Consider the following 7,584-nt stretch of genomic DNA (forward strand, 5'->3'; position numbering starts at 1 on the left):
GATAACCTTTATTCATAAGATATTTGTTCATTATATCGCTAATTTGATAGTAATATCTTTTAAATATTCTTTTATGTAGATATTCTATGCTTTTACTAAATGATAGTAGACAATATTTTGACCAAACAAATTCTTTAGGCAATGTCGGTGGGTAGATATATATTGATAAGGTTGTCTGAAGTAAGGTTAGCCAATAGATACGAATGGCAATAGGTGAGACTTTTTTGTTAGAATACAGCAGTATGTTTAACAGTGTTTTACTGTTTCACTATTAACGCTTAATTAAGGGTAAGATGTATGATGAATATTTTGGTGATCGGCTCAGGTGGTCGCGAACACGCATTGGCTTGGCAATGTGCCAAAAATGATAACGTGCAGCGTATCTATGTCGCACCTGGTAATGCTGGCTCCGCTTTGGAACCCAAATGCCAAAATGTTGTCTTAAAATCTACCAGTAGTGACGCTAGTGAACATAGCGCTGTCATCGAATTTTGTCAAAATAATGCCATTGATATGGTCATTGTTGGTCCTGAAGCTCCGTTAGTTACCGGTATTATCGACGCTTGCCGTGATGCTGGTATCAAAGCATGGGGGCCGACTGCCTATTGCGCTCAGTTAGAAGGTTCAAAGACCTTTGCTAAAGAATTTATGGCTCAGAACAATATTCCTACTGCCGCCTATCAAGGCTTCACCGATGCGACGGCTGCTAAAGCTTATATCGATGAGCAAGGCGCACCGATCGTTATCAAAGCAGATGGTCTCGCTGCTGGCAAAGGCGTTATTGTAGCTGAGACTATTGAACAGGCTTATGATGCAATTGACGATATGCTAGCGGACAATAAGTTTGGCGATGCTGGTAGTCGTGTGGTGATTGAGCAGTTTTTACAAGGCGAGGAAGCAAGCTTTATCTGTATGATTGATGGTGATAACATTTTACCAATGGCGACCAGCCAAGATCATAAGCGTGCGTATGAAGGCGATACTGGTCCCAACACAGGCGGTATGGGCGCGTATTCTCCAGCACCAGTAGTCACTCAAGACGTGCATGATAAAGTGATGGCGCAAGTGATTCAGCCAGTGGTTGATGCCATGAAAGCTGCAGGTCATCCTTATACAGGCTTTTTGTATGCAGGTCTGATGATCGATAAGTCAGGCGACCCTTATGTCATCGAATTCAATTGCCGTTTTGGCGATCCAGAAACGCAGCCTATTTTGATGCGTCTTCAGTCATCTATGGTAGACTTAATTGCTCAAGGACTGGCAGGTCAATTGCCGAATGCAGCTAAATGGGATACGCGCCCTGCCCTTGGTATTGTTATCGCCTCTAAAGGCTATCCTGAAACTTCATCGAAAGGTGATGTGATTGCTGGCTTGCCCGAACTTGGCGTTGATAACGATGACTCAGTCAAAGTTTTTCATGCAGGTACTGCATTTTCTCAAGATGGCACTGACCTTGGTTCACAAGATGCAAGCTATGATAATAATGCTAAAGAAGTGATTACAAATGGTGGCCGTGTATTGTGCGTGACTGCTTTAGCAGATAGTATTTTAGACGCGCAACAAGCAGCACTTGCCGTCACAGGTGCTATCAGTTTCGATGGTGCGCATTATCGCCGTGACATAGGTCATCATGCTATTACACGCGAGCAGTCTTAGACCCAGTCGTATTTGAGACAGTATATTTTGTCCCAATATTTTGTTTTATTAATAAGTTATATGACTCAAACCCCAGTTTAAACATGAGCTGGGGTGTTTTAGTATTTTCATTCGTATTATGACCTAAAGGTCAGTACGACTTTGTATACTAACCTTGCATGTTCCTTGTATTGTTAGTCTTAAACCCGCAAATCAGTACAATCTGATGAATGGTTATATTTATGGCACATGATACGTCTAGACCTTCTAATAACAATAGGCAATCAATTGACACCCTAAAAACCTCTGGGTTTGAACGTCGATTATCGATTGCCAAAACCTCTTTGAACATTGGTCGTCGTTGGGCAGGTAATAGTATGTCTGGTATATTTTTGGATAAGCAGGCACGCTCGAAGCGCAATCAAGTTTTTATGGAGGCGCAAGCAAACTATGTCGCAGAAGAGCTAGGTAAACTAAAAGGCTCAGTGGTTAAGATTGGTCAAATGTTGGCGTTGTATGGTGAGCATATATTACCGCCAGAAATCACCAAAGCGTTGCAAACGCTTAATGATGACACGGCTACTCTCGCTTGGCCAAAAATAGAACAAACCCTTCAGCATATATTAGGTGACAAGCTAAATGAGCTCGAAGTGGATTCGGTTCCTATTGGTACCGCCTCCCTTGCCCAAGTTCACCGTGCAACGGTACTAGAAACTGGCGAGCAAGTCGTACTAAAAATACAGTATCCAGGTGTAGCAGAAGCGATCGACTCTGATCTTGCACTGTTTAAACGCTTACTAAAGGTAAGTAACGTGGTACCACAAACACGTGCACTTGACACTTGGTTTGAAGAGATACGCGACCTACTCCATAATGAAGTTGATTACAATACTGAAGCTGCAACGACAGAGCGCTTTTATAGTCGTCTGGTTGACGATCCTCGCTATATCGTACCGAAGATTAATCGTAATTACTCAAGCAAGCGTTTACTGTGTATGACTTATGAGCCTGGTGTCTCTGTCACCTCAGAAGCGCTGCAATTGATATCGCATGAACGACGCAATGCTATTGGTCAAGCAGCCATAGAAGTTATGATGCAGGAGATTTTCGTTTGGGGTGAGATGCAAACTGATCCAAACTTTGGTAATTACTTGGTACGTATCAGTGATAACTTTGAAGAGTTAGATAAACTTATCTTATTAGATTTTGGCGCTATTAGGCAGTTTGATAATACGCTATTGACCATTGCGCGTAACTTATTACGTGCAGGCTACCATCATGATCATCAATTAATGGTAGAAGGTATGACAGGTTATGACTTTTTTAATACGATGAGTGATAAAGTTCGTTCCGATATCGCCTCATTATTTTTGCTTGCGACAGAACCTTTTAGTCATCCTGATGCTAACCTTGATATTCCTGCAGACTGTTTAGATGAACAAAAACGTTATATTTGGGCCAATAGTAAATTGCATTCACGTATATCAGAGCGTGCTACACAAGCGATTCAGTCGTTCGAATTTAATTTACCTCCAAAAGAGTTTATGTTTATTAGCCGTAAATTTATTGGTGCTTACACTTTTTTGACGGTTGTTAATGCGCATACTAATTCAGAAAAATTGGTAAAACCTTTTTTATAAAATTATTATCGACCCTCCTTAAATTTTGAAAACCGCTCTTTGTAGCGGTTTTTTATTGTTTTACCGTTTTATTTGCTTAGGCTATTTTATATAGTTATATCTCAATAATGCCATTCAGTTTTACATAATTTTCCATTACTTAGGCTATTTACTTTTGTCATTACTATACGTTGTTTGCACACCAATCATCAAACCTTGTTTTATAACCTTGAGGCTTTGTCATGACTAGCTCCCAACACGTCTCCCCTCGAGCTAAATACTTGACTTCAAAGTGAGTACGCTGACTTTCAATAGCTATTTTATGGCGATTGTTAGGCAATACCCAAACAGTCGTCGCCTGCTCAACTGCATTGTCCATATAGGTGTCTATATTGGTTGCCAGAATCACAGTGCCGCCTATTTGCAAACGAGATAATAAAAATTCGAAGAAAGGCATATTTAGCCACTGCTGATTAAGGTTATGCTGTTCTGGGTTTGGATAAAGCAGATAAATACTTGTCAAACAATCGGGAGGCAGCGCGTGTACAGTCCATGCAATAGCATCAGCGTGGATGGGTGTTAGGTTATCTGGCAGTTGTTGCTCAAATAGTTTGGTGAAAGCTTCAAATTTATTACGTGTACGTTCAATAGCAATCAGATGTTTATCAGGATGCTCGGCTGCAAAACTAAGTGCATGCTTGCCCTTCCCTGCTCCAATCTCCAACACCAAAGGCATATTACTGTTACTATTTTTTATAACGCTTGGAACGGTAAAATCACGCGGTGCTGAGAGTTTTTGTGGTTGAAATGCACGCTTTTGCTGATGCGTAAACTCAATATTTTTAGTCATCTACTGTCCTTAAAGCATTTGTCTTTTGTCATCATCGAGCCCCATGCTATTATATAGGCAATTCACTTTAATAGTAATATGACAACAGTGAGTAACGCGTTAGGTTCTATCAATCGCAGCATAACAAAGGATAGATAGGATTGCGTATTACTGTTTCTTAATAATACTGAATGCTACCAATAAATTTGAGACTACTATTACCCTTATTATGACTAAAACGACTCCCGACACTTCCCCTAAGACCTATCCTTGCCCGCGTTGTGGTACTCAGACCACATGGCAGGACAATAAATACAAGCCATTTTGTAGCAGTCGCTGTAAGCTGATTGACTTGGGCGCATGGGCTAATGAGGACTATACTCTACCTGCAGAAACCACCCCTTTCTCTGACGAGCTATAGCCCATACCTTTTATTTTACTAACTTATCATCTTAAGGATGTTTTGCATGTCAGCTACTTATCTGATGCCTACCTATAATCGTCAGCCTATCAGCTTCACCCATGGTTCGGGAAGCTGGTTATATACCAAAGATGAAACTCCATATTTAGATGCACTTACAGGCATTGCAGTGTGCGGCTTAGGGCATTGTCATCCGAAGGTTACCGAAGCTATTCAGCAGCAGGCTGCCACTTTGGTTCATACCAGCAATTTGTTTGGCATCGATTGGCAAGAACGTGCAGGAGAAGCACTTTGTACTGCAGCACAAATGGATAGCGTGTTTTTTGCCAATAGTGGTGCTGAGGCCAATGAAGCTGCTCTAAAGATGGCGCGACTTTATGCTCACCAGCAAGGCTTTAAACGTCCAAAAGTTATTGTGATGGAGCAATCATTTCATGGTCGTACTTTACTATCGTTATCAGCGACTGCCAATCCTAAAGCGCGTGAAGGTTTTTATACCTTAGATGATGATTTTATCCGTGTGCCCTTCGGTGACATCGCAGCTATCAAACAAGCGGCCAAAGATTATGATGATATTTGTGCAATATTCATCGAACCTATTCAAGGCGAAGGCGGTCTCAATACTGCAGCTAATGGATTTAGCTATTTAGAAGAGCTACAAGCACAATGTGAGACAAACAACTGGCTCTTTATGATTGATGAAGTACAGACTGGCAACGGACGTACGGGCAAATATTTTGCTTATCAACATAGCAACGCTCGTCCTGATGTATTGACTACTGCTAAAGGCCTTGGTAATGGTTTTCCTGTAGGCGCCTGTATGGTACGCGGACGTGCTAACGGCTTATTCGGCGCAGGCAGTCATGGTTCTACTTATGGCGGCACACCGCTTGCAAGTCGCGTAGTACATAGTGTGTACGATGTATTGGCAAATAGCGGCATAATGGAAAACGCGTTAACCGAAGGTCAGTTTATTCGTAAAAGCATAACGGACGAGCTGCAACAATACGACGTTAGTAGTCGCGGTGCTGGAATGATGATAGGTATTGTCTTACCCAATACCATGGACTGTAGTCAGCTGGTGGATCTAGCACGCGATGAGCACAAACTAATCATCAATGTCACAGGCGGTCATGTCGTACGCCTATTACCGCCACTAAACATCAGCCGTCATGAAAGCCAGCAAGTTATTGAGCGATTAGTTAACTTATTGAGGCCCTTACTTTAAACTGGTTTTGTCATATACTTGATATATACTAAAGACCAAAGAGCCCTAAATAAGATTTATTTAGGGCTCTTTTCGTATCTCTATAACTTTACGCTTATTGACCATTAACAAGCATGGAAGTATTTTTTTAAAACTTCTAAGCAGCGAGTAATCTTTGCAGGCTGCTGCTCACGATTTAGGGTGACTGCATATAATACAAAGCTTGGTAACTGATAACCTGTCAATACTTCCACCAATTCACCACTTTCTAACTCTTTTTTAGCATCCATCTCCAACATTCTAACCAAACCATGCCCCTCTTTGGCCAAAGTAGTAGCCATAAAGACATTGTTGGTATGAATACGAGAGTCCATCTTTATACGCGTCTTTTTGCCAGTTTCGGTCTGGGTAAGCTCAACTTGATTAGAGTCTTTCATGATGTCAATACAAATTAGCTGATGCATCGCTAGATCTTTTGGGCTTTCAAGTTTTTTACGCTGACGTAAATATTGCGGCGATGCAATCAGTACTTGACGTACATCTGTCAACGGATGACTACTTAACGTAGAATCATTGATTGTGGGGCTCATACGTATGGCAATATCAATGCGCTCATCAATCATATCAATATAATGATTGTCCGCAAGATAAGTGATACTTAAGTCGTCATGCGCCGCCATCCATGTAGATAATGCTGGCAAAATATGATTAACGCCAAGCTCAGGTGTAGTAGCAATACGCAAACTACCTGCTAACTCATCACGCAACTGATTAACTTTAATTCTGCCCTGCTCTGCAGCACTAACGACATCTTTGGCCGCTTCATAAAAACTCTCACCTGCTTCAGTCAGGCTTAACTTGCGTGTAGAGCGATGTAATAACACTACACCTAGCTCATTTTCTAGTGATCGTATCTGTTGGCTGACTGCACTAGTTGTGATGCCAAGCTCACGAGCCGAACCACTAAAAGAGCCATGTCCGACCACACTGGCGAACACAGCCATACCGCGTAAATTATCTAACATAGTCTCACCTGGTAAACTTTCTGGTTGTTAATATAACTTAACCAGTATATCGGATTTTGTACATTTTTCATATTACCGTATATCAGTAGTACCATTTATTTTTAAATATAAAACAAAGTAATATCAATACGTTGGCTTTTGACTATGATAATTTGTAGTTAGACGCTGTTTATAAATGATTACTTTTACTACTTGCAAGAATCTAGCAAACTATTTAATAAAAATTAACACTGAAAAAATGAATAAAATGAGATTCTCCGCCATATAAAGTAACGATGGCATAGGTATATTAATGGCTAAATAAGTTTGACCTTACCCATTTTTCCTTCGCCACGAGCAGACAAATACTGCATGACAGGTGACTCAAGTAACATGGTTTCTGCAACTGAGGTGGCTTGCAAAACGCGTTGACGCTGACGCAGCTCAGGGGTTTTATTCTCATCTTGCATCACACTGCTGTCTACTTGCAAACTTACATCTGCCTTAGGAAACTGCTGTTGTAGCTTTGCAGCCAGTGCTTGAAAGGTAGTTTGCAAATGCTTGCTATCGACACCAGTCACAAATACTGCGTCTCCATTGCAGTCGCCAGTCATCATACCTTGACGAGCAAGGGCTAACTCATCTTGCGCAAGGTTGCTATTCTCACGAGCCTCTTGTAGCCAATAGTCCCACTTCTCTGGTGTCCATTCTCCTGTCAGCTCTTGCGGTGGGCAACGTAGCAAAACACGTGGGTCATTGTCTTGAGAATATAATTGAGAATCATTTCGATTTGGCTCAGAAATTGGTTCAGGCTCAGAAATTGGTTCAGGCTCAGAAATTGGTTCAGGCTCAGAAATTGGTTCAGGCTC

At 41.4% G+C, this 7,584-nt stretch carries 6 protein-coding genes and 1 pseudogene; 4 read left to right on the forward strand and 3 right to left on the reverse strand.

Features of this window, described 5'->3' with window-relative positions; genetic code table 11:
• Positions 1 to 300: 300 nt before the first annotated feature.
• A complete protein-coding gene (purD, locus tag ACTXGH_RS07810; protein ID WP_439261624.1) occupies positions 301 to 1,656 on the forward strand; it encodes a phosphoribosylamine--glycine ligase in 1,356 nt (451 codons plus the stop codon).
• Positions 1,657 to 1,877: 221 nt separating this feature from the next.
• Complete coding sequence (locus tag ACTXGH_RS07815; RefSeq protein WP_439296666.1) at positions 1,878 to 3,275, forward strand: ABC1 kinase family protein; 1,398 nt, start codon at positions 1,878 to 1,880, stop codon at positions 3,273 to 3,275.
• Positions 3,276 to 3,438: 163 nt separating this feature from the next.
• On the opposite strand, the gene ACTXGH_RS07820 is transcribed toward ACTXGH_RS07815, so the two are convergent.
• Positions 3,439 to 4,104 carry a class I SAM-dependent methyltransferase gene (locus ACTXGH_RS07820; RefSeq protein ID WP_439261309.1) on the reverse strand — a complete coding sequence of 222 codons (666 nt, stop codon included), beginning with the start codon at positions 4,102 to 4,104 and terminating at the stop codon, positions 3,439 to 3,441.
• A 208-nt stretch (positions 4,105 to 4,312) separates the two neighbouring features.
• Between ACTXGH_RS07820 and ACTXGH_RS07825 the strand changes: the two genes are divergently transcribed.
• Together ACTXGH_RS07825 and ACTXGH_RS07830 are read left to right on the forward strand one after the other, a co-directional pair.
• A complete protein-coding gene (locus ACTXGH_RS07825) occupies positions 4,313 to 4,504 on the forward strand; it encodes a DNA gyrase inhibitor YacG (RefSeq protein WP_439261308.1) in 192 nt (63 codons plus the stop codon).
• A 46-nt stretch (positions 4,505 to 4,550) separates the two neighbouring features.
• On the forward strand, positions 4,551 to 5,732 hold the full coding sequence (locus tag ACTXGH_RS07830) for an aspartate aminotransferase family protein (RefSeq protein WP_439261307.1): 1,182 nt from the start codon (positions 4,551 to 4,553) through the stop codon (positions 5,730 to 5,732).
• 104 nt (positions 5,733 to 5,836) lie between these two features.
• Here the strand turns inward: ACTXGH_RS07830 and ACTXGH_RS07835 are convergent, their stop codons facing one another.
• The gene (locus ACTXGH_RS07835) at positions 5,837 to 6,736 is read right to left on the reverse strand and encodes a LysR family transcriptional regulator (protein ID WP_439261306.1); all 900 of its coding nucleotides are present in this window, start codon (positions 6,734 to 6,736) and stop codon (positions 5,837 to 5,839) included.
• 296 nt (positions 6,737 to 7,032) lie between these two features.
• A pseudogene (locus ACTXGH_RS07840) lies at positions 7,033 to 7,584 on the reverse strand (DNA polymerase III subunit gamma/tau); the annotation flags it as partial.

The organism is Psychrobacter sp. 1Y10 (genome assembly GCF_052259005.1).
In the GTDB taxonomy this organism is placed as follows: Bacteria; Pseudomonadota; Gammaproteobacteria; order Pseudomonadales; family Moraxellaceae; genus Psychrobacter; species Psychrobacter saeujeotis.